The sequence below is a fragment of the Sphingomonas sp. DMC8 genome, from assembly GCF_056314185.1.
Window position 1 is genome coordinate 113,082 of record NZ_JBQUYV010000002.1, and the last position, 24,512, is coordinate 137,593.

Annotated in this window: 21 protein-coding genes and 1 tRNA gene; 9 read left to right on the forward strand and 13 right to left on the reverse strand. The window is 64.7% G+C overall.

Going from position 1 to position 24,512, the window contains the following annotated elements; translation table 11 throughout:
* Positions 1–35: 35 nt before the first annotated feature.
* The 3 genes from ACT53K_RS04605 to secA all read left to right on the forward strand — a co-directional run bounded on the left by ACT53K_RS04605 (position 36) and on the right by secA (position 3,900).
* Positions 36–677: a TonB family protein gene (locus ACT53K_RS04605; RefSeq protein ID WP_476227969.1), complete on the forward strand. Its 642-nt coding sequence runs from the start codon at positions 36–38 to the stop codon at positions 675–677.
* A gap of 94 nt (positions 678–771) precedes the next feature.
* Positions 772–1,032: a hypothetical protein gene (locus ACT53K_RS04610; protein ID WP_476227381.1), complete on the forward strand. Its 261-nt coding sequence runs from the start codon at positions 772–774 to the stop codon at positions 1,030–1,032.
* Positions 1,033–1,158: 126 nt separating this feature from the next.
* Positions 1,159–3,900, forward strand: a complete 2,742-nt coding sequence (gene secA, locus ACT53K_RS04615; RefSeq protein WP_476227382.1) for a preprotein translocase subunit SecA — start codon at positions 1,159–1,161, stop codon at positions 3,898–3,900.
* A gap of 105 nt (positions 3,901–4,005) precedes the next feature.
* On the opposite strand, the gene ACT53K_RS04620 is transcribed toward secA, so the two are convergent.
* From ACT53K_RS04620 to moaA, 7 genes are all read right to left on the reverse strand, one after another.
* Entirely contained in the window at positions 4,006–4,554 is a 549-nt protein-coding gene (locus ACT53K_RS04620; RefSeq protein WP_476227383.1) for a CC0125/CC1285 family lipoprotein, read from the reverse strand.
* Between the two features lie 168 nt (positions 4,555–4,722).
* On the reverse strand, positions 4,723–5,238 hold the full coding sequence (locus ACT53K_RS04625) for a phosphoribosyltransferase (protein ID WP_476227384.1): 516 nt from the start codon (positions 5,236–5,238) through the stop codon (positions 4,723–4,725).
* Entirely contained in the window at positions 5,238–6,254 is a 1,017-nt protein-coding gene (locus ACT53K_RS04630) for an adenosine deaminase (RefSeq protein WP_476227385.1), read from the reverse strand. The genes ACT53K_RS04625 and ACT53K_RS04630 overlap by 1 nt, the downstream gene beginning before the upstream one ends.
* A 114-nt stretch (positions 6,255–6,368) precedes the next feature.
* Positions 6,369–7,772, reverse strand: coding sequence for a methyl-accepting chemotaxis protein (locus ACT53K_RS04635; RefSeq protein WP_476227386.1), 1,404 nt, complete (start codon positions 7,770–7,772; stop codon positions 6,369–6,371).
* Positions 7,773–7,994: 222 nt separating this feature from the next.
* Positions 7,995–8,069: transfer RNA gene (locus ACT53K_RS04640), tRNA-Asn, on the reverse strand.
* 86 nt (positions 8,070–8,155) lie between these two features.
* Complete coding sequence (locus ACT53K_RS04645; protein WP_476227387.1) at positions 8,156–8,929, reverse strand: NAD kinase; 774 nt, start codon at positions 8,927–8,929, stop codon at positions 8,156–8,158.
* Positions 8,926–9,942: a GTP 3',8-cyclase MoaA gene (gene moaA, locus ACT53K_RS04650; protein ID WP_476227388.1), complete on the reverse strand. Its 1,017-nt coding sequence runs from the start codon at positions 9,940–9,942 to the stop codon at positions 8,926–8,928. Before moaA ends, ACT53K_RS04645 begins: the two co-directional genes overlap by 4 nt.
* Positions 9,943–10,020: 78 nt before the next feature.
* Here moaA and ACT53K_RS04655 point away from each other — a divergent pair, with 78 nt between their 5' ends.
* On the forward strand, positions 10,021–12,000 hold the full coding sequence (locus ACT53K_RS04655; RefSeq protein WP_476227389.1) for a putative bifunctional diguanylate cyclase/phosphodiesterase: 1,980 nt from the start codon (positions 10,021–10,023) through the stop codon (positions 11,998–12,000).
* Positions 12,001–12,013: 13 nt separating this feature from the next.
* On the opposite strand, the gene ACT53K_RS04660 is transcribed toward ACT53K_RS04655, so the two are convergent.
* Positions 12,014–13,483: a methyl-accepting chemotaxis protein gene (locus tag ACT53K_RS04660; protein ID WP_476227390.1), complete on the reverse strand. Its 1,470-nt coding sequence runs from the start codon at positions 13,481–13,483 to the stop codon at positions 12,014–12,016.
* Positions 13,484–13,707: 224 nt separating this feature from the next.
* On the opposite strand from ACT53K_RS04660, the gene ACT53K_RS04665 reads away from it, so the two are divergent.
* Positions 13,708–14,127 (forward strand): YybH family protein, encoded by a 420-nt coding sequence (locus ACT53K_RS04665; RefSeq protein ID WP_476227391.1) that lies wholly within the window; start codon positions 13,708–13,710, stop codon positions 14,125–14,127.
* A 4-nt stretch (positions 14,128–14,131) separates the two neighbouring features.
* Here ACT53K_RS04665 and mfd read toward each other — a convergent pair whose 3' ends face one another.
* Together mfd and ACT53K_RS04675 are read right to left on the reverse strand one after the other, a co-directional pair.
* Entirely contained in the window at positions 14,132–17,605 is a 3,474-nt protein-coding gene (gene mfd, locus ACT53K_RS04670; RefSeq protein WP_476227392.1) for a transcription-repair coupling factor, read from the reverse strand.
* A gap of 162 nt (positions 17,606–17,767) precedes the next feature.
* Positions 17,768–18,034 carry an FAD assembly factor SdhE gene (locus tag ACT53K_RS04675; protein ID WP_476227393.1) on the reverse strand — a complete coding sequence of 89 codons (267 nt, stop codon included), beginning with the start codon at positions 18,032–18,034 and terminating at the stop codon, positions 17,768–17,770.
* Between the two features lie 189 nt (positions 18,035–18,223).
* Here ACT53K_RS04675 and ACT53K_RS04680 point away from each other — a divergent pair, with 189 nt between their 5' ends.
* Positions 18,224–18,433, forward strand: coding sequence for a hypothetical protein (locus tag ACT53K_RS04680; RefSeq protein ID WP_476227394.1), 210 nt, complete (start codon positions 18,224–18,226; stop codon positions 18,431–18,433).
* Positions 18,434–18,498: 65 nt separating this feature from the next.
* Positions 18,499–20,562, forward strand: coding sequence for an ATP-dependent DNA helicase RecG (gene recG, locus ACT53K_RS04685; protein ID WP_476227395.1), 2,064 nt, complete (start codon positions 18,499–18,501; stop codon positions 20,560–20,562).
* Between the two features lie 21 nt (positions 20,563–20,583).
* On the opposite strand, the gene argC is transcribed toward recG, so the two are convergent.
* From argC to ACT53K_RS04700, 3 genes are read right to left on the reverse strand one after another with little or no spacing between them, the layout of a single operon-like run.
* Entirely contained in the window at positions 20,584–21,513 is a 930-nt protein-coding gene (argC, locus tag ACT53K_RS04690; protein ID WP_476227396.1) for an N-acetyl-gamma-glutamyl-phosphate reductase, read from the reverse strand.
* On the reverse strand, positions 21,510–21,791 hold the full coding sequence (locus tag ACT53K_RS04695; RefSeq protein ID WP_476227397.1) for an SH3 domain-containing protein: 282 nt from the start codon (positions 21,789–21,791) through the stop codon (positions 21,510–21,512). Before ACT53K_RS04695 ends, argC begins: the two co-directional genes overlap by 4 nt.
* A 28-nt stretch (positions 21,792–21,819) precedes the next feature.
* Positions 21,820–22,173 carry a MarR family transcriptional regulator gene (locus ACT53K_RS04700; protein ID WP_476227970.1) on the reverse strand — a complete coding sequence of 118 codons (354 nt, stop codon included), beginning with the start codon at positions 22,171–22,173 and terminating at the stop codon, positions 21,820–21,822.
* A gap of 222 nt (positions 22,174–22,395) precedes the next feature.
* Between ACT53K_RS04700 and secG the strand changes: the two genes are divergently transcribed.
* Positions 22,396–22,770: a preprotein translocase subunit SecG gene (gene secG / locus ACT53K_RS04705; RefSeq protein WP_476227398.1), complete on the forward strand. Its 375-nt coding sequence runs from the start codon at positions 22,396–22,398 to the stop codon at positions 22,768–22,770.
* A gap of 108 nt (positions 22,771–22,878) precedes the next feature.
* Positions 22,879–24,510, forward strand: a complete 1,632-nt coding sequence (locus tag ACT53K_RS04710) for a CTP synthase (protein WP_476227399.1) — start codon at positions 22,879–22,881, stop codon at positions 24,508–24,510.
* Positions 24,511–24,512 lie beyond the last annotated feature (2 nt).

Sequence of the window (24,512 nt, forward strand, 5' to 3'; positions counted from 1 at the left end):
CGTGCATGGGGGGGTAAAGATCAATGCTTTTGGTGATGGCGCTGCTCGCGGCGCAGGCGCAGGATGTGGGCGGGGCGACGGAAGCCTTGCCGCTTGGCAATTTTCCCTGGATCACGAACGACGACTATCCGCCGTCCGAGCAGCGCCAGCGTCATGAGGGTGAGGTGGAGTTTGTGTTATCTGTCGATGCGTCGGGGCGCGGAGCGAAATGCGGTGTGACCGCTTCCAGGGGTTATCCGGGGCTTGACCGGGCTGTGTGCCTGCTGATGATGCGTAGGGGAAGCTTCAGTCCTGCACATGACAGCAGCGGCGCTGCCGTTGAATCGACGCTTGTCGGTCGCTTTAGCTGGCATCTTGGCCATTCGGCCCCTGCTCGCATAGGGATCGACGGTAGCGCAGGTTCGCAGGAGCCGACAGGCCCCAGCCTTTTCGATCTCAAGGTGGTAACGCTGCCTGCTGGCTATCGACAGCCGGTAAAGGCGCTGCTCCACTTCGGCAAGGACCAACGCGTTGCTGATTGCCAGGTGGAGGAGTCTAGCGGAAGCGCGGCGGTCGACCGCGCTGCCTGTCGGCAACTTCGCTTTGCTGCCGCTCCGTCGCCAAAGTTTGGTAAGCCGGAAGCCAAAGCTGCCGAGTATATCGTCTCCTTTCAGGCTGCCGCACCAGCCAAGCCTTAGCTTTTGATTAGACGAACCGTGTACCATTCCCTATGTGACGTGCGTTGTGCCCGGATCGGGTACGATGCCGTCGCTGTGTAAATCAGGGTTTCCCTTGGAACTGCTGCTGCTCCTCACTGCACTTTTCGCCAGCCTGACCGGCGTGTCGGGCGAGCGCGGCGTGCGGCCGGTGCAGGGCGTGGCGGTGGTGCGCGTGGCCGAGGTTGCGCAGGCCGTAGTCCAGCCGGCCCGGCACATCATCGCAGCGGCGGCGGTTGCGCCGGCGCTACCTCGTGTCGCGAACGAGACCTTCGCCTATCTCGCCGCGGCCCCGCTGCCGCAGCTGCGCCTCGCCTTCGAGCAGCGGCGCGAATAGCGATCCGGCCCGCCGCGCGCGCGGGCCTATCCCTTTGCAGCCGCCCCAGTGCGGCGCACGCCGGCGGATGCCGTGCCGTTCCGGTCGCGTCCGCCCGAACCCATTCAGAACAGGTCAGGAATTTCCATGCTCGGCGCCATTGCCAAGACGCTTTTCGGTTCGTCCAACGATCGCTACGTCAAGTCGCTCAACCCGATCCTCCAGAAGATCGCCGGCTTCGAACCGGCGCTGCAGGCGATGGACGACACGCAGCTTGCCGCGCAGACGGTGAAGTTCCGCGAACAGCTCGCCAACGGCGCCAAGCTTGACGATCTGCTCCCCGAGGCCTTCGCCACGGTGCGCGAGGCAGCGCGCCGGGTGATCGGCCAGCGTCATTATGACGTGCAGATGGTCGGCGGCATCGTCCTCCACCGCGGCGAGATTGCCGAGATGCGCACCGGCGAAGGCAAGACGCTGGTGGCGACGCTCGCCACCTATCTCAACGCGCTGCCGGGCGACGGCGTGCATGTCGTTACCGTCAACGACTATCTGGCCCGCCGCGATGCCGAGTGGATGAGCCAGATCTACGGCTTTCTGGGCCTCACCACCGGGGTGATCGTGCCCAACCTGTCGGACCAGGAACGCCGCGACGCTTATGCCGCCGACATCACCTATGGCACCAACAACGAGTTCGGCTTCGACTATCTGCGCGACAATATGAAATATGATCGCGGGTCGATGGTGCAGCGGCCGTTCAATTTCGCGATCGTCGACGAAGTCGATTCGATCCTGATCGACGAGGCGCGCACGCCGCTGATCATTTCCGGCCCGACCGACGACAAGTCCGAACTCTATATCGGTGTCGATGCGGTGGTGAAGCAGCTCGATCCGGCCGATTACGAGAAGGACGAGAAGCAGCGCACGATCGTGCTGACCGAGGAAGGCACCGAAAAGGTCGAGCGGATGCTGGAATCGGCCGGCCTGCTGGTCGGCGCCAATCTCTATGATTTCGAGAATACCCAGGTGGTCCACCACCTGAACCAGGCGCTCCGCGCGAACGTGATGTTCAAGCGCGACACCGACTATATCGTGAAGGACGGCAAGGTCGTCATCATCGACGAATTCACCGGCCGCATGATGGACGGCCGGCGCTGGTCGGAAGGTCTGCACCAGGCGGTCGAGGCCAAGGAAGGCGTGAACATCGAGCCGGAGAACCAGACGCTCGCCTCGATCACCTTCCAGAACTATTTCCGCATGTACCCCAAGCTGGGCGGCATGACCGGCACCGCTGCGACCGAGGCGGCGGAATTCTACGATATCTACAAGATGAACGTCGTCACCATCCCGACCAACCTGCCGGTGCAGCGCGTCGACGAGGAAGACGAGTTCTACAAGACGACCGAGGAAAAATTCGCGGCGATCGCCAAGAAGATCAAGGATCATGCCGCGAAGGGTCAGCCGGTGCTGGTCGGTACGGTTTCGATCGAAAAGTCGGAACTGCTCTCCGCCTTTCTCCACAAGGAAGGGGTGAAGCACGAGGTGCTGAACGCCCGTTTCCACGAAAGCGAAGCGCATATCGTCGCCCAGGCGGGCCGGCTGGGCGTGGTGACGGTTTCCACCAACATGGCCGGTCGCGGCACCGACATTCAGCTTGGCGGTAACGTCGAGTTCCGCGTCGCCGACGAACTGCGCGACATGCCCGAGGGGCCGGAACGCGACGCCGCGATCGAACGGATCAAGGCCGAAGTCGCCGAGGAAAAGGAAAAGGTGAAGGCCGCGGGCGGCCTGTTCGTGCTGGGCACCGAGCGTCACGAGAGCCGCCGCATCGACAATCAGCTCCGCGGCCGTTCGGGGCGTCAGGGCGATCCGGGTCTCAGCCGCTTCTACCTCAGCCTCGACGACGATCTGTTGCGCATCTTCGGCTCGAACACGCTGTTCGCACGGATGATGCGCTCGAACATCGAGGATGGCGAGGCAATCGGCAGCAAGTGGCTGTCCAAGGCGATCGAGACCGCGCAGCGCAAGGTCGAGGCGCGCAACTACGACATCCGCAAGCAGGTCGTCGAATATGACGACGTGATGAACGATCAGCGCAAGGTGATCTACGAACAGCGCGCCGATATCATGGACGCCGAGACGGTCGGCAGCGTGGTGGAGGATATGCGCCACGAGACCGTCAACGCGATCGTCGGCGAGGCATGCCCGCCGAACAGCTATCCAGAGCAATGGGATGTCGAGGCGCTCAAGGCCCGTCTGTCCGACACGCTCAATCTCGAACTGCCGGTCGACCAGTGGATCAAGGACGAAGAGGCGATCGATCCGGAAATTCTGGAGGAGCGCGTCCGCAACGAGGCCGATGCGCTGGTGCGGGCAAAGTCGGACGATCTCGATCCGGAAACCTGGACCAACATCGAAAAGTCGATCCTGCTCCAGAATCTCGACCATCACTGGAAAGAGCATCTCGCGATGCTCGACGCGCTGCGTCAGGTGGTCCACCTGCGTGCCTATGCGCAGAAGACGCCGATCAACGAATACAAGCACGAGGCGTTTGCGATGTTCCAGCGCATGCTGGACAATATCCGCGAGGACGTGACGCGCACGCTGGCCTTCGCCCAGTTCCGCATGGCACCAGCGCCCGAACTGCCCGAGCTGCCGGCGTTCCTCACGTCGCAAATCGATCCGCTGACCGGCGAAGACAACAGCGCCGATTGGGACGGCGGTTCGGCGGGCCTCGTCACCACGCGCCTGCCACCGCTGTCGATCCCGCAGCCTTCGGGTGAGGCACTGGGCGATGATCCCGCCTCGTGGGTCGGCGTGGTCAGCCGTAACGCGACCTGTCCGTGCGGCTCGGGGCTGAAGTACAAGCACTGCCACGGTCAGGTGGCATAATCGCGCTGCGCCCCCTCTCGCGTGCGGGAGGGGAGCAAGCGGGAGGTACAAAAAGGAAGGCGCCGGGTTCCCCCGGCGCCTTCCTCGTTTTCAAGGCTCTGCCGCTCAGTGCGTCTGCGGCATCTGGATCTTCGGGCCGAGCCGTTCCTTGACCTCGTGCGCGTCGAAGGCGCGCAGGTTGTCAGCCGGCTTGGGGCCCTTGCCCATCACGATCTCTGCCATCGCCTCGTACCGGTCGACGGTGCGGATATCGACATCGCGATCCCAGAACGGATCACCCCAGAACGGATCCCAGGTCCGCCAGCCCCAGTGCGGGCGATAATAGCGCCAATAGGGGCTCCAATAGCCCCACGGCCCCGGTCCGAAGGACGGCGTCGCATAGGTTTCGCTCTTCTTTTCCGTGTCCCGGTTGGAGAGCACGAAATAGTCATAGCCGTTCTGCAGCGTCAGTTCGGCCGCCCGGTACAGCAGGTAACGCTCGACCGTTTCGCGCGACGTCAGGCTGTTGCCCGAGAAGGTTACGCGAAAGCGATTTTCCTCGATCTGCTCGTCCGAATAGCCGTTGCGCACCGATCCGCTGGCCGATGCAGGCTGATAGGGGGTGGCGGTCATGCACGAAGCGAGCGACAGGCTGGCTGCGACCGCGAGGCCCAACGCCGCGATTCTCCGGCCCTTGCTTGATTGAATTAACATTTTTCCTCCGACACTTGAGGGTATTCCTTCGCCGCCTGCCCCTCGAACGCGCGCACCGGCGAAAAGTGTCCGCGCGTCCACGCGGTGAACCGTGGCATTCGCACGATTGACCGTAGCTGAACAAAGCATTCAGGCGAGCCGGTCGGGCACCGCCCGCGCGTCCTTTTCCACCGCTTTGTGTGGTGCCATCGCCTCCCAGGGGAAGATGAACCAGTCCTTGTCGACCGTGCGGTCGATGGTGCGTGCGCGATAGTCCACGCGCTGGCTCGAGCGGATATTATCGAGCAGCACGGCGAAACGGATATGCGCCATCATCGCACCCTCCGCTGCCAGCGCGGCGCGCAGTTCGCCAATAGTTTTGCCGCTGTCGTTGATGTCCTCGACAAACAGCAGCCGGTCGCCGTCGCGAGTGCGGCGGGCGAGCACCGCCACCAGCTCCTCTGCAAACTGGGCGATGCGCGTCGAATAATCGATCGACACCAAGGGAAGACCGATCCGGTGCGACAGATACACCGCAGGCGTGAGGCCGCCGCGGCCGACGCCGACCAGCAAGGTCGGCGCCCAGTCACCGATCGCACCGGCAATGCTGTGGATGCCGGACACCATCTCGTCATGAGCGAAGTGTGTAAAGACGATGTCGCCCATCACGCCGCCTCCGCCATCCACACATCGATGCGGGCGAGATGCGCCGCAACCTCGGCATCGGGCAGGAAAGAACCGAGGAAGCTGTTGCGCGCCAGCATTGCCAGCGCCGCCTTGTTCAGCCCGCGCCCTTTCGCCACGGCGCGGTAGTTCTCGCCGATATAACCACCGAAATAGGCCGGGTCGTCCGAATTGACGGTCGCGCGCAGGCCGAGTTCAAGCATCCGGTCGATGGGGTGTGTGTCGATGGAGGCAACGTTGCACAGTTTCACGTTGGACAGCGGGCAGACGGTGAGCGTCATTCCAGATCGTGCCAGCCGGGCGACCAGCGCGGGATCGTCGAGACTACGATTGCCATGGTCGATCCGATCCACGCCCAGCAGGTCCAGCGCCTCGTGCACATAGGCTGCCGGTCCTTCCTCCCCGGCATGGGCAACGCGCTTCAGGCCCTTTTCGGCAGCGGCGGCGAAGACCCGGGCGAATTTGGAAGGCGGGTGGCCCAGTTCGGACGAGTCGAGCCCCACGCCGGCGATGCGATCGAGCCAGGGCTCCGCCTCTGCCAGGGTGCGGAAGGCATCTTCCTCGTCAAGATGGCGCAGGAAGCACAGGATCAGCTTCGACGTTACCCCCAGCCGCGATTCTGCTTCGGCCATGCCCGCCAGCAGCCCATCGGCCACGGTGCCGAAGGCGATCCCGCGCTGGGTGTGGGTCTGGGGGTCGAAGAAAATCTCCGCATGGACCACGCCGTCGGCGGCGGCGCGCTCGAAATAGGCGAGGGCAAGGTCGCGGAAATCGGCTTCGGTGCGCAGCACGTTGGCGCCCGCGTAATAGATGTCGAGAAAGTCCTGGAGATTGGAGAAGCTGTAGGCGGCGCGGACCGCCTCGACGCTATCGAACGGAATCTCCACGCCATTGCGCCGGGCGAATGCGAACATCTGCTCGGGTTCCAGGCTGCCTTCGATGTGGAGATGCAGTTCGGCCTTGGGCAGGCCGGCGATGAAAGCGTCGAGATCGTCCATCGCCCCAGCATCGCAGGGGGGAAGACGAGTCGCAAGCGCAACGCTTGCCGTCAGGGGCGTCTGCGTTCAGGCGGCAGGAAATACCCCGGCCGCCTGGGCGGCCGGGGAGGGAGATCAGAAGGCATTCCAGTCGTCGCCACCGGCCATCGCCGCGACCGGCAATGCCTTCACGGGCGACACATAGCCATTGGCCTTGGGCGCGGTGCGCGCGGGGGCCGGGGCTACGGCGGGTGCAGGCTTGGCACGCGCCGTCGGGGCCTTGTTGCCGATATTGAAGCGCGTAGCCGCGCTGGCGAGTTCATTCACTTCCGAAGCGAGGTTACGCGCTGCGGCCGAGGTCTGTTCAACCATCGCGGCATTTTGCTGCGTGGCGTGATCCATCGAGCCGATCGCGCTGCTGATCTGCGTGATCGCGCTCGCCTGGGCATTGTTGTCATTGGCCATATTGCCGAGCAGGTCGTGCACCTCGGCAACGTCGCTGGAGATCGCCACCAGCGCGTCATCGACCTTGCGGACCATTTCGACTGCCGAGAGAATTTCGCTCTGCGTCGAGGTGAGCTGGTCGCGGGCGCGGCCGGCTTCTTCCTCGGCGCGCATCGCCAGTGCCGAAACCAGATCGGCGACCACGGCAAAACCACGTCCCGCTTCGCCGGCTCGGCCCGCCTCAACCGCGGCGTTCATCGCCAGAACGCGCGTCTGGAAGGCGATCTTGTCGAGCCCTTCGATGACGCTGTCGATGCCCTTGGCGCTTTCCGACACGCGGCCCATCGCCGACACTGCTTCGTCGGCAATGACGCGACCACCCGAAACCGTACCCATCGCGCCGTCTGCACGGCTGACGGTGCGGGCTGCGGCCTGCGCAGTCTGCTTCAGGCGCTGGTCCATTTCCGCGATCGAGGTTGTGGTTTCCTGCAGGCTCGCTGCATTGGCCTCCGTGCGGCGTGCCAGATCTTCGGAAGCATGCGCGATTTCGGCCGACCCAGTCTCGATCGTGTGCGCACTCACCGACACAGCGCCGATCAGGTCGCGCAGGCTCGCCAGTGCGAGATTGAAGTCGTCGCGCAGCGCCATGTAGGATTGCGGAACCGGCTTGTCGATCGTCGCGGTCAGATCGCCCTGGCGCAACTGGCCGAGAGCGTCTGCGAGGAGGGCGACCACCTCGGTCTGTTCCGCAACCGTGCGCTGCTGTTCGAGCGCGTTGTCGCGGAAGGTCATCATCGCCTTGGTCATGCGGCCAACGCAGTCGGTGTAGTTGGTATAGGCGATGGAGCTCGTCAGGTCGCCTGCGGCCAGCCCTTCCATCCGCACTACGGTATCCACATAGGGATCGGCGATAGCGGCGCGAAACTGGACGGCGAGGACGAGCGCGACGATCGTCATCGCCAGGTTCAGGCCGGCAGCAACCCAGGCACCGGAGGCCAGCGTGGCAATCGTCATCACCGCCATCAGCGTGACCATGATACCGAATGCGACCTGCAGTTTCTTTCTAATCGGGAAGTCGGCCTTGAACCGTTCCATTCCACGTCTCCCTATCTGCGATTCCCGACACGTTTTTCATTGTGCGTTCTCAACGGATTATAGGATCGAGGTTTAGGAAGTGTACGAAGGTGCATCGGGATATTACCCATAGTGACACAGCGTGTGTCCCGGGTTTTTCCCTATAGGAGTAGGGTTTGCGATTATCCCTTAGGGGCGCAATTTTTGGGATGGGAAGGCCGAACCGGGCGGACAAAAAAGAGGTGGCTCCCCGAGTAGGATTCGAACCTACGACCATTCGATTAACAGTCGAATGCTCTACCGCTGAGCTATCGGGGAACACCTGGTGTCCAACCCCTAGGCGGTGTGTCACCGCGTCGGGAGGCGCGCCTATAGCAGCGGCTTTTCGGACTTTGCAAGGGGTATTACGCGATGAATTGTTCCATCGTGATTCTGTCGTCCAGCGCATGCTCCGGATCGAACAGCAGGGTCAGGCTGCGCATCAGGTCAATCGCCACGTCGACGCGGGCGACTTCACGAACTTCGCGTTGATCGGCAACGGCGCTCACCGGTCGCTTGTCGGCCTCCAGCACACGAAGGCTGATTCGGGTTTTCTCCGGCAGAATCGCTCCGCGCCAGCGGCGGGGGCGGAAGGGGCTGATCGGAGTCAGCGTCAACAGCGCCGAGCCGAGCGGGAGAATGGGGCCCTGTGCCGAGAAATTATAGGCGGTCGAACCCGCCGGCGTTGCCACAAGAATGCCGTCGCACACCAGCTCGGGCATCACCACCCGGTCGTTCACCGTTACTTCCAGCTTGGCGGTCTGGCGCGTTTCGCGCAGCAGCGAGACTTCGTTGATGGCAGGAAGCACACAGCTTTCGCCCTCCACCGTCACCGCGGTCATCGACAGGGGGGAAACCCGGAACGGTCGCGCGCGCTCCAGCCGCGCCTCCAGCCCTTCCAGCGCCCAGTCGTTCATGAGGAAGCCGATCGTGCCGAGGTTCATGCCGAACACGGGCAGGATACGACGCCGTTCCAGCATCGCGTGGAGCGTCTGGAGCATGAACCCGTCGCCGCCCAGGGCGACGACCTGTTCGGCCTCCTCCAGCGGTGCCCAGTCATAGGCCTGGCGCAGCTCTTCGGCCGCCACCTGGGCAGGCGGCGTCGGCGATGCCAGCAATGCGCGTGCGACGCCGCTCATCCGCCGGTAACGCTCATATGACGCGACACCGCAGGAGCAGCGCCGCGCGCGATGCGGAAGTCATGCGCCTCGGGCTTGGCGGCCATCGCCGCGTCGATCCCCGCATCCACCGCAGCCAGCCCGCCGGTGCGAATCGCAGCCTTGAGATCGATCGAATCGTCATGGCCAAGGCACATATGCAGTCGCCCGTCGGTAGATAGCCGCACGCGGTTGCAGCTCGCGCAGAAATTGCCGGTGAGCGGCGAAATGAGCCCCAGCCGCGTCGCCGTTCCCGCGACGCGCCAATAGCGGGCGGGGCCGCCGCTGTCATGCGCATCGGGCTCTAGCGCGAAAAGCGACCGAAGCTGGTCGAGCACGCCGGTCAGCGGCAGGAAACGATCGGCGCGATCTTCGTCGATCATGCCGAGCGGCATCGTCTCGATCAGCGACAGATCGTGTCCTTCCGCCACCGCCCAGGCGAGCATCGGCGCAATTTCGTCCTCGTTCAGTCCCTTGAGTGCGACCATGTTGATCTTGATCTGCAGGCCCGCCGCCCGCGCCGCGGCGATGCCCGCCAGCACGTCGGCCACGTCGCCGTGGCGCGTGATATGGCGGAAAATCTCGGGATCGCGGCTATCGAGGCTTACATTGACGCGGCGGACGCCGGCATTGAACAGGGCCTCGGCATGATCCGCCAGCCGCGTGCCGTTGGTAGTCAGGGTCAGCTCGTGCAGGCCGATGCCGACATGACGGCCCAGCCGCCGTACCAGCTCGATCATGTCGCGCCGCACCAGCGGCTCGCCACCCGTAAGGCGAATCTTGGTCACGCCGCGTGCGATGAAGCGTTCGGCGATCAGTGCCAGCTCTTCCAGCGTCAGCACCTCCGAACGCGGCAGGAACGTCATTGCTTCCGACATGCAATAGCGGCAGCGCAGATCGCACCGGTCAGTAACGGAAATCCGCAAATAGCGGATCGCGCGCCCATGGCGATCGACCAGCATGGGTGGCGTCGCGGGGGCGTGGGCGCTGGCCATACGATGGACGTAAGGGCTTGTGCGACGGGAAACAAGCCTTGGATGGCGGCGGGCGAAAGGAGTCGCTATCGGTATCGTATGGATGAAGGTTTCACCGTCGTACAAACTAACAACGCCGCGCCCGAAACGCCGGTTTTCATTTTGTCTTTCCGGCAGCGCGACGAAGTGGCGGCCGCTGCTGCGGGCGGCGGCTGGCGCGTGGTCGCGGCGCGGCGCAGCGAGGGGCTGGAGACGCGCTTCCTGGCGAGTGGTGCCTCGGTCGCGGTGATCGACGCACGCGGCGCGTTCAGCGAGGGGCTGGAGGCGGCGCGAATGCTGGGGCCGGTGGTACGGGCGCACGGCGCGGCGATGCTGATCCTCGTCTCCCAGAGCGACACCGTGCATATGGGCCGCTTCTACGATGCCGGCGCCACTCATTTTCTGGGAAGTCCCATGTCGTCGGCGGCGATGGCGCATGCGATCCGCTTTGCCCAACGCCATGTCGAGCGGCTGTCGGGCTGGTTAGGGCAGGGGAGTGGTCAGGCCGAGCCGCTGGGCTGGCACTTCGATCGCGGCCTGCGTTCGCTGGAACTGACGCCGGCGCTCGCCGAAATGCTGGAGCTGCCGGAGGCGCCAGGCCTGCGGGCGCTGCTCGCGCGGCTCGACCCGGCCGACCGCCGCCTGGCCCGCGCCGCGCTGAAGCGGCTGCGCGAGGCGGGCTCGACCGCATTCGCCCATGACCTGCCTGGCAAAGGGCGGGTGGTGCAGCATCTGCAATATGATCCCGAAACACACCGGGTCGATGCGCTGGTCGAGCCGCTGGGTATGGCGCCCGACCCCGGCGCGGCGGTGCGCGATGTGCTGACGGGATCGCGCGACGGGCCCAGCGCGCGGCGCTGGATCGAACGACAGCTTGAAAGCGGATCGCGCGTGGGGCTGCTACTGATCGGTCTTACGCGCTTCGATACCGTCAATACCGCCTATGGCCGCGCCGCCGGTGACGAGCTGCTGCGCGGCGTGTCGCGCCGTGTCGCCGATGTCGCGCGCGATACGCTGGGGGGCGATGCGATTGTCGCGCGTGTCGGCGGATCGGACTTTCTTGCTGCTGCAATTGATCCTGGCCTCACGGCGATGCGCGGCGCGACGCGGCGGATGGAGGAGGCGCTTGCTCGTCCCTTCGTTGCAGGGGGCGAACTGGCGCATCTGGGCGCGCGGGTGGCGATTGCCGAAAGCGTTGCCGGTGATACTGCCGGCAGCCTGATTCGGCGCGCTAGCGAAGCCTTGCTTGGCGACGGCAGCCAGCAATCGCACAGCGGCCCGTCGGTCGAATCGCTGATTGGTGACCTGCGGCGCGGCATTGAGCGCGGCGAGATCGGTGTGCTGTTCCAGCCCCAGGTGGCCATTGCCACCGGGCAGGTGACCGGCGTGGAGGCGCTGGCGCGCTGGCAACATCCGCATCATGGCGAAATCGGTGCGGAACTGCTGTTCGCTGCGGCCGAGCGCGCCGGGCTGGAGGCGGTGCTGAGCGAACATGTCCAGCGGCGTGCGCTTACGGTTGCGGCGCACTGGCCGCAATCGCTCAAGCACCTTCGCCTCTCGATCAACGTCACCGCCGGCGATGTGGCGCGGAGCGGGTTCGTCGACAGTCTGCTCGGCTGGATTGATTCCACCGGCTTCCCGCGCGGACGACTGACGGTGGAAATCACCGAAAGCGGTATCATGGCCGATCTGAGCGAAGCTGCACGACTGCTGTCCGAACTGCGCACCGCCGGCTGCCGGGTGGCGATCGACGATTTCGGAACCGGTTATTCCAGTCTCGCCTATCTGAAGGCGCTGCCGCTCGATTATCTGAAGATCGACAAGAAGCTGTCGCACGATATCACTGGATCGGCCCGCGACCGGATCGTGGTTCGTGGCGTGATCGATATGGCGCGTTCGCTGGGACTGGCGGTGGTCGCCGAAGGGGTGGAGACCGAGGAACAACTGGACATGCTGGCGAAGGAAGGTTGCCAGTATTTCCAGGGATATCTCTGTTCCGGCCCCATCGACGTGCCCGCGCTGGCAGCGCTGGTGCGATAGGGCCGGCGCTCGATCAGAGGTCCGGTCGCGTCAGTGCCGACACGGCACCGGTGGGCAGCGGCTTGAACCCCGGTAGAGGATCCTTGTGGCCGGCCGGTTGGACGTGGAATTGCGATGCCAGGTTGGCGAGGTCGGCTACTTCCGATGTGAGATTTTGGGCAGCGGCGGAGGTTTCCTCGACCATCGCGGCATTTTGCTGCGTCGCCCGGTCCATCTCGCCGATTGCCTTGGATATTTCGCCGATCGCGCTCGATTGCGCTTCGTTGTCCGTTGCCATGGTGGAGAGGAGGGAATGCACCACGCCGACATCGCCCGAAATATTGGCGAGAGCCCCGTCGACCTTCTGCACCGCATCCACCGCGACGACGATTTCCGCCTGGGTCATGGTCAGCTGTTCGCGGGCGCGGCCGGCTTCCTCTTCGGCGCGCATTGCCAGCGCCGACACCAGATCGGCGACAACGGCAAAACCGCGGCCTGCTTCACCGGCGCGGCCGGCTTCCACAGCGGCGTTCATCGCCAGAACGCGGGTCTGGAAGGCGATCTTGTCCAGGCCTTCGATGACGCTGTCGGTACCCTTGGCGGCTTCGGAAACGCGGCCCATCGCCTGCACGGCCTGATCCGCCACCGATCGGCCTTCGCCCACGGTGGAGATGGTCTGGTCGGCGCGGTTGACGGTGTTGCGCGCCGCTTCCGCTGTCGCCCGGATACGGCCATCCATCTGCGAAATCGCGGCCGTGGTTTCTTCGAGCGACGCGGCGTTGCTCTGGGTTCGGCGGGCGAGATCGTTCGAGGCATCGGAAATTTCGGTGATGCCCGAGCGGATGCGATGGGTGCCTTCGGTCACGCCGCCGATCATATCGCGGATGCGCAGCAGCGTTTCGTTGTAACTGCGCTCCAGCGAGGCGAAGCTGGTGGGCATGCCGCGCAGATCCTGGCTCAGGTCTCCGCCGGCCAGCGTCTTGAGCGCGTTTTCCAGCCGCTCGATCGCTGCATTGCGTTCGACCTGCGCTTCTTCGAAATAGATGGAGAGCGACACTTCCATGTCGAGCAGCGCCGCCTTCACGACCGCGATGGTGGCGGTTTCCTTGCGGCGGTTGAACCAGCGGGTCAGGAAGCGGAGAGGTGAACGGCTGCCCGACAAGCCGGCGATCAGCTCTTGTAGCACAATCGCATAGGCGCCGACATACCAGCGGGGTTCGAGGCCGATGCGGGCATGGGTGGCGCCGATCCGCCGGGCGCTTTCATAATAGCCGGTGCTGAATTCACCGGAGGCGATGCGGTCCCAATGCTTTTCCTGTGCAGCCTTGGCCTGGCGCATATGCGCGGGATCGCGAAAGAAGCGCGCGGTCTCCGGCGTGATGCTTGCGCGTGCGTAGAAGCGGTCGAGTGCACCGCCAATCAACGACCTGATCTGCGATTGAGTCGATCGCAGCGCCCCCCGCTGTGCTTCATCCATTTCCATGAAGGTCAGACGAGAGGTCATATGGTCGGACAAAGTACCCTCCTAGGTACGCGGGCTATGGTAAATGTTCGTCGATCGACCGAACGCGGCTCCGTTCCATAATAGGAGGAAAGCTATCCCACGGTATTTTTCTAAGTAAATTTCCCAATGTTCTTGGTTAATTCGTAGGCCCCGCCTCTCTTGAAACGGCCGAACACAATTCTGGTGTGATATTCATTTATGCGCATAAGATAAGGAAAACGAGCATGTGGTTTGCACTCGGGCTAGTGATTGCCGCACAGGATGTTGATGCACGCGAAAGGGCGGCCGTTGACGCAGCGATGGCGGAGAGCGTCGCTGGGTGGAATGCAGGCGATGTAGACCGCTTCATGTCGGTCTATTCCCCCGGACCCGAAACAAGCTTCGTCGCGGGCGACGGGCTGGTGCGCGGCAAGGCGGCGATGACGGCCCGCTATCGTGCGAAGTACGACTTCGGCGATCCATCGAAGCGTGGTACGCTGACGATCGAGCGGCTCGACTATCGTGCGCTAGGGCCGGACTACGCGCTGTATATCGGGCACTACACGCTGCGCTATCCCGACGGCCATAGCGCTTCCGGCCCGACCAGCCTGGTGTTTCACCACGAGGCCGGTGGGTGGAAGATCATCGCCGACCACAGCAGCTAGACGGTCATCCCGCCGCGCGCGCCAGTCCGCGCGACAATTGCAACGCGCCGTGCAGTCGCGCCGCCGGGTTGGCCCAGGCGCGGTTGATCACCAGCTTCATGTCCGGACGCAGCCGCGCCGTTTCGCCCAGCTTTTCGACATAGGCGATCAGCCCGGCGGGGTTGGGGAAGCTGTCATTGTGGAAGGAGACGAGCGCGCCCTTCGGCCCCAGATCAAGCTTGGCGATGCAGGCGCGTTTGGCGTTGAGCTTGGTTTCGATCAAGCGCAGCAAATTCTCGGTCGCCTCGGGCAACTTGCCGAACCGGTCGATCAGTTCGGCGGCGAAGCTCTCGATGCCGTCGGTTTCCTCGATCTCGTTGAGGCGGCGATAGAGGCCCATGCGCAGGTCCAGATCGGGGACATACTCCTCCGGGATCAGGATGGGCGCGTCGACAGTGATCTGGGGTGACAGATCCTTCGGTCGGCTTTCGTCGCGCAGGCCGCCGGCCTTGGCGTCGAGAATCGCCTCTTCCAGCATCGACTGGTAGAGTTCGTAGCCGACTTCCTTGATGTGGCCCGACTGTTCGTCGCCGAGCAGGTTGCCCGCGCCGCGAATGTCGAGATCGTGGCTGGCAAGCTGGAAGCCCGCGCCCAGGCTTTCGAGGTCGGAGAGCACCTTCAGCCGCTTCTCCGCGGCTTCGGTCATCTGTCGCTCGGGCGGCGTGGTCATATAGGCATAGGCGCGCGTCTTCGCTCGGCCAACGCGCCCGCGTAGCTGATAGAGCTGGGCAAGACCGAACTTGTCGGCCCGGTTGATGATCAGCGTGTTGGCGCTCGGGATGTCCAGCCCGCTTTCGACAATGGTGGTGGAAACCAGCACCTCGAACTTCTTGTCGTAGAAAGCGGACATCCGCTCCTCGACCTCGGTGGGCGACATCTGGCCGTGCGCCACGACATAGCGCACCTCCGGCACGTCGTTCCGCAGGAACTCCTCGATCTCCGGCAAGTCGGCGATACGCGGGGTGACGAAATAGCTCTGGCCGCCGCGATAATGTTCGCGCAGCAGCGCCTCGCGCAGCACCACCGGATCCCACGGCATCACATACGTGCGCACCGCGAGACGATCGATCGGTGGGGTCTGGATCACCGACAGTTCCCGCAACCCGCTCATCGCCATCTGCAGCGTGCGCGGAATCGGCGTGGCGGTGAGGGTGAGGACGTGAACATCGGTCTTCAGCGCCTTCAGCCGCTCCTTGTGCGTCACGCCGAACCGCTGTTCCTCGTCGACGATGACAAGGCCGAGCCGCTTGAAGTCGATATTCTTCGCGAGCACCGCATGGGTGCCGACAACCACGTCGATCGTGCCGGCGGCGAGCCCTTCCTTCACTGCCTTGGTTTCGCTGGCGGTGACGAGGCGGGAGAGGCGGCCGATCTCGATCGGGAAGCCTTCGAAGCGCGCCTTGAAGTTGTTGTAATGCTGGCGGGCGAGCAGGGTCGTGGGACACACCACCGCCACCTGCATCCCCGCCATCGCTGCGACGAAGGCGGCGCGCAGCGCGACTTCGGTCTTGCCGAAGCCGACATCGCCGACCACCAGCCGGTCCATCGGGCGACCGGCGGCAAGATCCGCCAGCACGTCGCCGATCGCGCGGTCCTGATCGTCGGTCTCCTCATAGGGGAAGCGGTCGACGAACGCCGGATAGCCGCCATGATCGGGCTCGGCGATCTCGGCGCCGCGGGTGGCGCGCAAGGCCGCCGTGGCGATCAGCTCGCCGGCAATCTCGCGGATGCGTTCCTTCATCCGCGCCTTGCGACGCTGCCAGGCCTCGCCGCCCAGCTTGTCGAGGCTCGCGCCTTCCTCGCCCGAGCCATAGCGGCTCAGCACTTCGAGATTCTCGACCGGCACGTAAAGCTTGTCGCCGCCGGCATATTCGAGCGCGACGCAGTCGTGCGGCGCCTTCTGCACCGGGATCTGGGTCAGCCCCTCATAGCGGCCGATGCCATGGTCGATATGCACGACCAGATCGCCGGGCGACAGCGTCGCCAGCTCCTGGAGGAACGCATCGGTATTCTTGCGGCGCTTCGAGCGGCGGACGAGCCGGTCGCCGAGCATGTCCTGCTCGGTGAGCACCGCCACGTCAGGCGCAGCGAAGCCATGATCGAGCGGGAGGACGACCAGCGCCACCTGTAGGCCGCTGCCATTGGGGTTCGCCACGCCCAAAGCCGGCTGCCAGCCATCCACCGGCACCGCGCCGGTGAGGCCGTGATCTTCCAGCAGGCCCTTCAGCCGCTCGCGTGCGCCGTTGGAATAGCTGGCGAGCACCGGCTTGCGCCCGTCCTTGCGCAGCGCCTTGAGGTGCGCGACGACCGCCTCATACACGTTGCTGCCGGCAGCACGCTCGGGCGCGAAGTCGCGGGGGCCGTCGACGCCGAACTCCACCACACGATCCGATTCTGGTTCATGGAAAGGCGTGGCAAGGTGCATCGGCAACGCCTCGACCTTGGCCTGCCATTCCTTCGCCAGCAGATAGAGGTCGCCGGCCTTGAGCGGGCGATAGCTGCCAGGATCGGACGACTGCGCCTTGATGCGATTGTCCTGATAGTCCTTGATCGCCTCGAAGCGTTGTTCGGCCGCCGCCGGCGCACCGCTGTCGCGTACGATCACGGCGCTGTCTGGCAGATGCTCGAACAGTGTCTCCAGCCGTTCTTCGAACAGCGGCAGCCAGTGCTCCATGCCGGCGAGGCGGCGACCCTCGCTAATCGCCTGGTAGAGCGGATCACCGGTGGCGGTGGCGCCGAACCGGTCGCGATAGCCGCTGCGGAAGCGCTTGATGCTTTCTTCGTCGAGCAGCGCCTCGCTGGCAGGCAGCAGAGTGAAGCCCTCGACGCGGCCGGTAGTGCGCTGGTCCTGCGGATCGAAAGTACGGACGCTTTCGATCTCGTCACCGAAGAAGTCTAGTCGCAGCGCCTGTTCGGCGCCGCTCGGGAACAGGTCGACCAGCCCGCCGCGTACCGCGAACTCGCCATGATCATTGACCGTCTCGACGCGGACATAGCCATTTGCCTGTAGCAGCGCCGCAAGACGATCGAGCCCGATGCGCTCGCCGGGCGCGAGGCGCGCCACGAGCTGGCGGATGCGGAACGGCGTCAGCGTGCGCTGGGTCGCTGCATTGACGGTGGTGACGAGCAGACGCGGTGCCTCGCTCTTTCCTTGCAGCGCATGGAGCGTCGCCAGTCGCTCCGCCATCACCCGGAGGGTCGGGCTAGCGCGATCGTAAGGCAGGCAATCCCAGGCGGGGTAGGTGAGCACCTCCAGCTCCGGCGCGAAGAAGGCCGCTGTGCCCGCCACCGCACGCATGGCCGCTTCGTCCGCTGCGATGAACACTGCCGTCCGACTGGCGCGGGCCAGGTCTGCCAGCATCCAGGGCAGGAATCCCTCCGGGACCCCGGCAAGGGTGAGCGGATGCTGGGCGGAGAGGATGGTCTTCAGTTCGGGCATGGGGTCTCGTGTCGATAGGTTGGCCTGGTCACCCTCACCCTTCGGGCGCTTCGCGCCTCCCTCCCTCTCCCAAAGGGAGAGGGACTTTTGCACCTCTCCCTTTGGGAGAGGGAGGGGCCCGCCGCCGAAGGCGGTGGGAGGGTGAGGGTGGCTAAAGCTATTTCACTCGGAAATCGGTACGTAATTCAGCGTCTTGAGTGCATCCAGGATCGTCCCTCGGAAGCGCTCTGGCGCCTCGGCGGTTCCCATCGCCCAGGCCATGATGTCGACATCCTGTTCTTCCAGCAGCGTTTCAAACAACGCGATCTCCGCGTCACTCCAGCCTTCGCCATGTTGGTCGAAGAAGCCGCCGATCAGCAGATCGGCCTCTTTGGTGCCGCGATGCCAGGAGCGAAAGCGCAGGCGCTTGAGGCGGGTTTCACGGTCCATGTTCGCTCCAACGACAAATAGCCGACGGCGTGCAAAAGAGGCACTGTCGGCGACGGGTTTCGGTTGGCAGCCCAGATAGGGAGGAGAGCGCCGAAACGCTACGGGAGATTCAGTACGACCGGCTGGACAGGTTATTAAGCATTTTGGGCTTCTATGCCGACCTTACCGTGAATGAACGAGGCGATTCGAATGACTGAGCAGACGCATACCCGGCCTCGGTTCGTGATGCTGAAATCGATAAACGGGGAACCGATGCTGGTGAACGTCGCATCGATCCGCACCGTCTCTACCATCCATATGGAAGGAACCGAGTTCGGCGTGATTTCCTTTGGCAACGATCATGAAGTGGTGATCGGCTCCTCCGTTCCCGAAGTGCTACAGGCAATCGAAGCTGTATAATATGCTGGCGGCCCTGGCCGCGCTGAGGTTTGTCAGCCGCCCCTGTACCGGATAGGGCAGGGGCTATGCGGCCCGAGCTTCTCAATCCCCTGTTCGCCGAGGTCACTGCGCTGAAGGGCATTGGCCCGGCATTGGCGCGTCCGATGGAGCGGCTGGGGTTGGCGCGCGTCGTCGATGTGGCGTTTCATTTGCCGACCGGGTTCGTCGACCGCCTGCCGCGCGACGAACTGGACATGGCCGATTCGGGCAAGGTGATCGCGATCACCCTTACGCCGGTGCAATATCGCTTCGGCGGTGGCCCCCGCTCGCCGGCGCGGGTGCAGGCGGTGGACGGCAAGGGCAATCACGTCACGCTGGTCTATTTCGGCGGCAATTCCGGCTGGGCGAAGAAGCTGCTGCCGCTGAACGAGCCACGCTGGGTTTCCGGCAAGCTCGAACATTATGGACAGGACCTGCAGATGGTCCATCCGGACCATGTTCTGCCGCTCGACCAGGTAGAAAGCGTCGGCGGGCGCGAGGCGATCTATCCCTGTTCGGAAGGCATCACCTCCAAGCGCATCGCCGCGCTGGCCGCGCAGGCGATCGAGCGCGCACCCGAACTGCCCGAATGGATCGAGCCGAGCCTCAGGGCGCAGAAGGGCTGGCCCGACTGGCGCGACGCGCTGGTGCGGATTCACACCGATCCGGCCGACGCCAAGGCGCGCGAGCGGCTCGCCTATGACGAAATCTTCGCCAACCAGCTCGCCTTGCTGCTGGTGCGCGGCGAGGCGCGGGCGAAGCGGGGCAGGGCTCTGGCCGGCGACCATCGGCTGCGTGACGCGCTGAAGCTGCCTTATGCCCCCACTGGCGCACAAAGCCGCACCATCGCCGAAATCGAGGGCGACATGGCGCAGTCCCAACCCATGCTGAGGCTGCTTCAGGGCGATGTCGGCTCGGGCAAGACGCTGGTGGCGACGATGGCGCTGCTGATCGCAGCGGAAGCAGGCGCACAAGGCGCGCTGCTGGCGCCGACCGAAATCCTGGCGCGACAGCATTATGAGACGCTGCGCCGCACGCTTTCCGGGCTGGGGGTGAACGTCGCGATCCTTACCGGCCGGGACAAGGGCCGTGCGCGGGAAGCGACGCTGATGGGCCTCGCCTCGGGCGAGATCGACATTCTGATCGGCACGCATGCGATATTTCAGGAAGGCGTGACCTATCGGGATCTAGGGCTGGTGGTCGTCGACGAGCAGCATCGCTTTGGCGTCGCCCAGCGGATGATGCTGCAGGCCAAGGCCGAACGCCCGCCGCATCTGCTGGTGATGACCGCCACACCGATCCCGCGCACCCTCACGCTGGCGCAATATGGCGAGATGGATGTCAGCCGGCTCGACGAGATGCCGCCGGGGCGCCAGCCGATCGAAACCAGCGTGATTTCGGAGGAGCGCCTGGGTGAAGTGGTGGGCGGGTTGGGGCGTCACCTTGCTGGCGGCGGCCAGGCCTATTGGGTATGCCCGCTGGTCGAGGAGAGCGAGAAGATCGACATGGCCGCCGCCGAGGCGCGCGCCGTCGAGCTGGAGGCGCATTTCCCCGGCAAGGTCGGGCTGATCCATGGCCGGATGAAGGGGCCGGAAAAGGACGCGGTGATGGCGCGCTTCGCTGCCGGCGAACTGGGTGTGCTGGTCGCGACGACCGTGATCGAGGTGGGCGTGGACGTGCCCAACGCGACCCTGATCGTGATCGAGCATGCAGACCGGTTCGGCCTCGCGCAGCTCCACCAGTTGCGCGGCCGGGTGGGGCGGGGCGGGGGGCGCTCGGTGTGCCTGCTGTTGCGCGGCAATGCGCTCAGCGAAACGTCGCGTGCGCGGCTGGCGCTGATGCGCGAGAGCAATGACGGCTTCCGCATCGCCGAGGAGGATCTGCGGCTACGCGGCGCGGGCGAACTGCTCGGCACGCGGCAATCCGGCGACATGCAGTTCCGGCTGGCCGCACCCGAGATGCTTGGCGATCTGCTGCCCGCCGCCAATGGTGACGCCCGGTTACTGGTCGATCGGGATGGTGGGCTGAAGGGCGAGCGCGGGCAGGCGGCGCGGGTGGCGCTGTACCTGTTCGAGCGCGATGCTGCGGTGGGATTGCTGCGCGCCGGTTAATCCGTCCCGAACCGGCGCCGGTTAAAGCACCAGTCCGGCGACGGGATCGAGCCCGGCCATGATGTTCAGGTTCTGCACCGCCGCGCCGGCTGCGCCCTTGCCGAGATTGTCGAGCGTCGCCACCAACCGCGCTTGGCGCGTCTCGTCATTGCCGAACACGCGCAGGCTCAGCCGGTCGGTGCCGGCATTTTCCTCGATCGTCAGTACCGGCACGTCTGCCGGCAGCACCTTCACCACCGGCGAATCGCGATACGCCTCGCGCAGCACGTTTTCGAGCGACTCGATTGACGGCTTGCGGGTAAAGGCATGGAGCGGCAGCGGCACTTCGACGATCATCCCGCGATAGGCGTTAGCCACTGCCGGCATGAAGATCGGCGGATGCTCGATCCGTGCATGCTTCTGCATTTCCGGCACATGCTTGTGGGCCAGCGAGAGGCCATAAGGGCGGAACGCCGTGCCTGCCTCGCCGCTTTCAAACTCGGTGATCATCGACCGACCGCCGCCCGAATAGCCCGACGTGGCGTTCACGCTCAGCGGATAGTCATGCGGGATCAGTCCGGCGCGAATGAGCGGCCGCACCAGCGCCAGAAAGCCTGTGGGATAGCAGCCAGGATTGCTGACCCGGGCCGCCTCGCCGATGGCTGCGGCCTGGCCGGGTTCCAGCTCGGCAAAGCCATAGGTCCAGTCCGCCGCGACGCGATGCGCAGTGGAGGCGTCAATCACGCGGGTGCGATCGTTGCGGATCATCGCCACCGCCTCGCGCGCTGCGTCGTCGGGCAGGCACAGGATAACGAAGTCGGCCTCGTTCAGCGCTTCCTCGCGCCGCGCGGGATCCTTGCGATCCTGTTCGTCGAGCAGGATCATCTGGATTTCGGGGCGCCCCGCCAGCCGCTCGCGGATTTCCAACCCGGTGGTGCCCACCGCGCCGTCGATAAAGACCCGTGAGATCATGCGGCACCTTCCAGGGCAGCGGCATCGATATAGCCGACCAATCCGGTGCTCGGGGCGCGGCCCCAGGCATGTGTGCCGGCCAGTTCCAGGACCTCGAAGACGTCGCCGGCGGCCAGCGACGCGAGCGAATCAGTGCCCGGCTGCGGGGCTGCGCGCATTTCCGTGGCAACGCGGATCACGCGCGGCATCGGCGCCGCATAATGCGGGGCGAACACGCGATCGGCCAGGCGAACATCGGCCAGATCGGGCCGGACCGCTTCGGTACGCGGGTCGATCACTTCCGATCGCCCCCGCAGGGCGAATCGCTTACGCGCTGGCGCTGTGGGCGACTGGCTCGCTGAGGTGGTTGCCAGCGAGGAAATGCCCGAACTCTGCAAGAAACTCTGCCCCTTCAGCCGTACGCGCAACAAAGATGTTGCGCTTGTCGGTATCGTCACGTTGGCGGCGCAGATAGCCGAGCGTGCCCAACCGATTCAAGGCGCGTGTGACTACCGGCTTCGAGACGTTCAAAGCCCGCGCCAATCCGCGCACCGTATGGGGGCCGGGATCAAGATATACAAGCATCAGAAGCGCCATCTGGCGATTCGTCAGATCAGGTTCGCCGGACCGCACATAGTCGATCAGGGTGTTCTTCCACGAATAAAGTGGTTTGTCCGACATTGCGTTCACCGGTTCTACTCACACGTTTCGAGCGCGGCATGGCCCTGAATTAGAGGGGGAAACGCCCGTTTCGCGACTAGGTTTCAGTGCGCGTGCGAAATGTTTGCCAGCCTGTCACAAAGGACATTGCGGCAAGCTGGCTGAGCCTTGGCGGGAACAGGCGGTTGATTGCGGGGGGCTGCTCCCCTATGTCGCGCCCTTCACCAACAGGCTCCGGGCTTCATGTTCACCTTCCTCCTCGTCGTCCAGTTCCTCATCGCCGCCATGCTGGTCGGGGTGATTCTTCTGCAGAAGTCGGAAGGCGGCGGCCTGACCACGGGCGGCAGCCCCTCGGGCCTGATGTCCGCGCGCGGCGCGGCCGATTTCCTGACGCGGACCACCGCGATACTGGCCACGGCCTTCATCGCGATGAGCATTCTGCTCGCTTTTCTCGCGGCGAACCGGCACTCGACCACGATTGATCCGAACCTGCAGCGCAAGGCCGCGCCGGTCAGCTCCATTCCGGGGCTGACGCCGGCACCGGTCCCGGCACCGACTGCTTCGCCCACGGGTAATGCTGCCCCGGCCGGCAACAGCCAGGTTCCGTTCAGCCAGTAATTTTCCGTAGTTCGTCGCCCCGGCGGCGATCCATCCACAAAAAATCGTGCGCCGGCGGGATTCGAACGCTTGCCGGTGCGCGGTTATTGACGTTAGGCGTTTCCTCCCATGGCGCGGTACATATTCATCACCGGCGGCGTGGTCTCCTCGCTTGGCAAGGGTCTTATGGCGGCAAGCCTCGCGGCGTTGCTCCAGGCCCGCGGCTATCGGGTCCGCATCCGCAAGTTCGATCCCTATCTGAACGTCGATCCCGGCACCATGTCACCGCACCAGCATGGTGAGGTATATGTGACCGACGACGGGGCGGAGACCGATCTTGATCTCGGCCATTACGAGCGCTTCACCGGCGTGACGGCGCGCCAGGCGGACAACGTCACCTCGGGCCGCATCTACAAGACGATCATAGAGCGCGAGCGGCGCGGCGACTATCTGGGCGCGACGGTGCAGGTCGTCCCCCACGTTACCGACGCGATCAAGGCGTTTGCCCAGGCGGAAACCGAAGATCTCGATTTCGTGCTGTGCGAAATCGGCGGTACGGTGGGTGACATCGAATCGCTGCCGTTCATCGAAGCGATTCGTCAGCTCCGCAACGATCTCGGCCGCGGCCAGACCGTCAGCATCCACGTCACGCTGGTGCCGTATATTGCGGCGGCGGGTGAGTTGAAGACGAAGCCGACCCAGCACAGCGTGCGCGAACTCGCAGCGATGGGCGTGCAGCCCGACGTGCTGGTATGTCGTGCGGAGCGGCCGCTGCCCGTCGGCGAGCGCGCCAAGATCGCCCAGTTCTGCAACGTTCCCGCCTCGGCGGTGATCCCGGCGCTCGACGCGAAGAGCATCTATGCCGTTCCCTTGCAGTACCATGGCGAGGGGCTGGACGTCGAAGTGCTCAAGGCCTTCGGCATCGAACCCGGCGCCGCGCCCGATCTTAGCCGCTGGAGCGGCATCGTCGAGCGGCTGGAAAATCCCGAGGGCGAAGTCACGATCGGCGTCGTCGGCAAATATATGGGCGTGCCCGATGCCTATAAGTCGCTCACCGAGGCGCTGGTCCATGGCGGCATCGCCAACCGGGTAAAGGTCAATATCCGCTGGCTCGACGCCGAACTGTTCGAGCAGGACGACGCCGAAGTCACCGCGCTGCTCGAGCCGATGCACGGCATTCTCGTCCCAGGCGGCTTCGGCGAGCGGGGCAGCGAGGGCAAGATCGCCGGCGTCCGTTTCGCCCGCGAGCGCAACGTGCCGTTCTTCGGCATCTGCCTCGGCATGCAGATGGCGTGTATCGAAGGCGTCCGCGCCGAGGGCATCGCCAACGCCTCGACCACCGAATTCGGCCCGACCGAAGAGCCGGTGGTCGGCATGATCACCGAATGGATGACCGCCGACGGTCTGCAGAAGCGCGAGGAAGGCGGCGACCTCGGCGGCACGATGCGGCTGGGCGCCTATACCGCCAAGCTTGGCGGCAACAGCGTTGTCGCGTCGATCTATGGCGGCGACACGATCAGCGAGCGCCACCGCCACCGCTATGAAGTCAACACCGCCTACAAGACGGTGCTCGAGCAGGGCGGGCTGGTCTTTTCCGGCATGTCGCCCGACGGCACGCTGCCCGAAATCGTCGAGCGGCCCGACCATCCCTGGTTTGTCGGCGTGCAGTTCCACCCCGAGCTCAAGTCGAAGCCGTTCGATCCGCACCCGTTGTTCGCCAGCTTCATTGCGGCGGCGCTGAAGCACTCGCGGCTCGTCTGATC

Bases quoted from the DNA above. Each gene is read 5' to 3' on its own strand.
- ACT53K_RS04605 (WP_476227969.1), top strand. From the start codon at position 36: ATGGCGCTGCTCGCGGCGCAGGCGCAGGATGTGGGCGGGGCGACGGAA.
- moaA (WP_476227388.1), bottom strand. From the start codon at position 9,942: ATGGCCAGCGCCCACGCCCCCGCGACGCCACCCATGCTGGTCGATCGC.
- ACT53K_RS04635 (WP_476227386.1), bottom strand. From the start codon at position 7,772: ATGGAACGGTTCAAGGCCGACTTCCCGATTAGAAAGAAACTGCAGGTC.
- ACT53K_RS04655 (WP_476227389.1), top strand. From the start codon at position 10,021: ATGGATGAAGGTTTCACCGTCGTACAAACTAACAACGCCGCGCCCGAA.
- ACT53K_RS04665 (WP_476227391.1), top strand. From the start codon at position 13,708: ATGTGGTTTGCACTCGGGCTAGTGATTGCCGCACAGGATGTTGATGCA.
- recG (WP_476227395.1), top strand. From the start codon at position 18,499: ATGCGGCCCGAGCTTCTCAATCCCCTGTTCGCCGAGGTCACTGCGCTG.
- ACT53K_RS04675 (WP_476227393.1), bottom strand. From the start codon at position 18,034: ATGGACCGTGAAACCCGCCTCAAGCGCCTGCGCTTTCGCTCCTGGCAT.
- ACT53K_RS04645 (WP_476227387.1), bottom strand. From the start codon at position 8,929: ATGAGCGGCGTCGCACGCGCATTGCTGGCATCGCCGACGCCGCCTGCC.
- ACT53K_RS04710 (WP_476227399.1), top strand. From the start codon at position 22,879: ATGGCGCGGTACATATTCATCACCGGCGGCGTGGTCTCCTCGCTTGGC.
- ACT53K_RS04625 (WP_476227384.1), bottom strand. From the start codon at position 5,238: ATGGGCGACATCGTCTTTACACACTTCGCTCATGACGAGATGGTGTCC.
- ACT53K_RS04680 (WP_476227394.1), top strand. From the start codon at position 18,224: ATGACTGAGCAGACGCATACCCGGCCTCGGTTCGTGATGCTGAAATCG.
- argC (WP_476227396.1), bottom strand. From the start codon at position 21,513: ATGATCTCACGGGTCTTTATCGACGGCGCGGTGGGCACCACCGGGTTG.
- mfd (WP_476227392.1), bottom strand. From the start codon at position 17,605: ATGCCCGAACTGAAGACCATCCTCTCCGCCCAGCATCCGCTCACCCTT.
- ACT53K_RS04660 (WP_476227390.1), bottom strand. From the start codon at position 13,483: ATGACCTCTCGTCTGACCTTCATGGAAATGGATGAAGCACAGCGGGGG.
- secG (WP_476227398.1), top strand. From the start codon at position 22,396: ATGTTCACCTTCCTCCTCGTCGTCCAGTTCCTCATCGCCGCCATGCTG.
- ACT53K_RS04700 (WP_476227970.1), bottom strand. From the start codon at position 22,173: ATGTCGGACAAACCACTTTATTCGTGGAAGAACACCCTGATCGACTAT.
- ACT53K_RS04630 (WP_476227385.1), bottom strand. From the start codon at position 6,254: ATGGACGATCTCGACGCTTTCATCGCCGGCCTGCCCAAGGCCGAACTG.
- secA (WP_476227382.1), top strand. From the start codon at position 1,159: ATGCTCGGCGCCATTGCCAAGACGCTTTTCGGTTCGTCCAACGATCGC.